Raw genomic sequence first — 2,758 nt, forward strand, 5'->3', positions numbered from 1 at the left:
AGGGGAGCTCCGGCTGCTAGGAGAGGTCGCTGTCCTGCGGACAAGGGGCGGCGCCGTCCCGCCGGACCGGTAGCGGGCGGTCGCGGCGGCGGCGGGAACGGGGGCGCGGGCAACGGCGGCCCGCGCCCCCGCCCTCAGGTCGCAAGGCTCAGCTTGTCGAGCGGCATGGACCGCACCCGCTTGCCGGTCAGGTGCGACACGGCGTTGGCGATGGCCGCGGGCACGGCGGGCAGCGGCGGCTCGCCCACCCCGCCCATCTTGGCGCCGCGCTCGACGATGGTCGCGTGGATCCTGGGCGCGCGGTCGGGCGGCAGGATCGGATAAAGATCGTAGTTGCGGGCATCGGGCTCACCGTTCTTGTAGGTGACCTCTTCCATCAGCACCTGCGACACCCCCAGCGTCGCCGCCGACATCACCTGCGCCCTGATGATCGCCGGATTCACGATGCTGCCGGGATCGACGGCTTCCCAGATGTCGTGCACCACCACCTTGCCCGCGCCGTCGATCGAGACCTCGGCGATCGCCGCCGCCTCGCTGCCGAAGGGCGAGGCCATGGCGACACCCCGCGCCCGCTTGGTACCATCGCCCGCGGTGAACGGCCCGCGCTTCCAGCCGCCCGACAGATCGCCCGCCGCCTTCAGCAGGGTCGTCAGCCGGTCGTTGCCCTTGAGCAGCTGCATCCGCAGATCATAGGGGTCCTTGCCCCCCGCATCGGCCATCTCGTCGAGGAACCCCTCGTAGAGAAAGTCGTTCATCGAATGCCCGACCGAGCGCCAGTAGGCCAGCGACACCGGGGTGTGCACGTAAAGTTCGGCGATGCGGCGGTTGGGGATGGCATAGGCCTTGCCGGTCAGACCCTCGACCGCCATCGGATCGGGCTTGCCGTCCTTGTGGCCGCTGAGACCCTCGGTCGGCCCCTCGGTCGCGCTGATCGCCTCGATCGCGACGGGCATGCCGTCGGCATCCAGCGCGCCGCGGAACCGGACCGCCGCCATCGGCCGCTGCGGATCGCGCAGGAATTCCTGCTCGCGCGTCCAGATCACCTTGACAGGCTTGCCCACCGCCTTGGCCAGTGCGATGGCCTGCGGGAAGGGGTTGGCCCCGGGATAGAGGAAATGCCGGCCGAAGAACCCGCCCAGCAGGGGCGAGTTCACGTGCACCTGTTCCGGCTTCACCCCCGCCGCCTTGGCGATCTGCGCCTGGAACTGTTCGGGCGCCTGGTTCGGCAGCCAGATGTCGAGCGTGCCGTCCTCGTTGAACCGCGCCAGAGTCGCCGCAGGTTCCAGCTGGGCGTGGTGGACATATTGGCTGTGATAGGTCGCCGTGACGGTCTTGGCCGCCCCGTCGAAGCCCTTCTTGATGTCGCCGTGGCTTTCCGCCTCGTCGCCGTCGCCCTTGGCCTCGGCCAGCTGCTTCGCATAGGCCTCGGTCGAGAAATCCGCGGGCATGTAGCGGACCTTCTTCTTCTCGGCCTCGGTCGGTTCCTGCCAGTCGACCTGCAGCGCGTCGGCGCCCAGCTTGGCCACCCAGAAGCGTTCCGCCACCACTGCGACCGCACCGTCGAGCTTGTGCACCGAATGCACGCCCTTCATGCCCTTCACATCGTCAAGGTTGGCGATGTCGCCGGGCTTCAGCCCCAGCCGCGGCGCATGCTGGACCGCGGCATGCAGCATGCCGTCGACCTTGCAATCCATCGCGTAGACCGCGCGGCCGGTCGATTTCTCATAGACATCCAGACGCTTCAGGGGCTGCCTGATCCAGCGGAAATCCTTGGGGTCCTTGAGGGCGACGCTCTTCGGATCGGGCACTGCCAGGTCCAGCGCATCGCCTGCCAGGTCGCCATAGGCTACCTTCTGGCCCGAGGCCTTGTGCACCACCTGCCCCGGCTCGGTCGAAAGCTCTCCCTTCGGCACGTTCAGGCGGGTCGCGGCCGCCTCCAGCAGCATGTCGCGCGCCATGGCGCCCAGCTTGCGCATGGTGTCATAGCTGGTGCGTACCGACATCGAGCCGCCGGTGATCCGCATCTTGCCGTAGACCACGAGGTAATCGTGCCCCGCCGGCGCGTTCTCGACGATGAAGCTTTCGGGGTCGGCGTCCAGCTCCTCGCCCACGATCTGCGCCATCGCGGTGAAGACGCCCTGACCGCCCTCGTTGAATGGGCTCTGAAGCCGGATGCGGTTGTCGGGCCGGATCTCCAGGAAGGCGGGCACGTTGGTGCCGGGGGCCATCTGGCCCTCGGATGCCGCGGCCCGCGCCGGCCCCACGGGCACGCCGACCCCGATCACCAGCGCCCCGGCGGCCACGCCGGCCGAGGACAGCAGGAACCGACGCCGCGAAAGGTTCTGCGGCGCACCGTCGGGGAAACGGTCGGACGAAAAGTTCGGATCGTGATCGTTCACAGCGTGTCCTCCCCGGTCTTGCGGCCGGCCTGAGACCCGCGGCCCGCAAGGTCGTTCATCGCGCCGCTGATCGCATTGTAGGTGCCGCAGCGGCACAGGTTCAGCATCGCCGCCGCGATCTCGTCCTCGCCGGGCGTCGGGTTCTCCTTGAGAAGCGCGGTCGCCGCGACCACCTGCCCCGACTGGCAATAGCCGCATTGCGGCACCTGGTGGGCCACCCAGGTCTCGACCACCCGCTTGCCGACGGGATCGTCCTCGACCGCCTCGATCGTGGTGATCTTCGCATCGCCCACGCTGCTCAGCGGCGTCACGCAGGACCGCACCACCTGCCCGTCCAGCATCACCGAACAGGCCCCGCA

Annotated in this window: 2 protein-coding genes; both read right to left on the reverse strand. The window is 69.0% G+C overall.

The features are described from left to right. Positions 1–134: 134 nt before the first annotated feature. Positions 135–2,399, reverse strand: coding sequence for a xanthine dehydrogenase family protein molybdopterin-binding subunit (locus tag CVV76_RS24305; RefSeq protein ID WP_102227268.1), 2,265 nt, complete (start codon positions 2,397–2,399; stop codon positions 135–137). Beyond that, positions 2,396–2,758, reverse strand: a 363-nt coding sequence (locus CVV76_RS24310) for a (2Fe-2S)-binding protein (RefSeq protein ID WP_102227269.1), incomplete at its 5' end; no start/stop codon positions are given. The genes CVV76_RS24305 and CVV76_RS24310, both read right to left, overlap by 4 nt.

The organism is Acidimangrovimonas sediminis (assembly GCF_002871005.1).
Classification (GTDB): domain Bacteria; phylum Pseudomonadota; class Alphaproteobacteria; order Rhodobacterales; family Rhodobacteraceae; genus Acidimangrovimonas; species Acidimangrovimonas sediminis.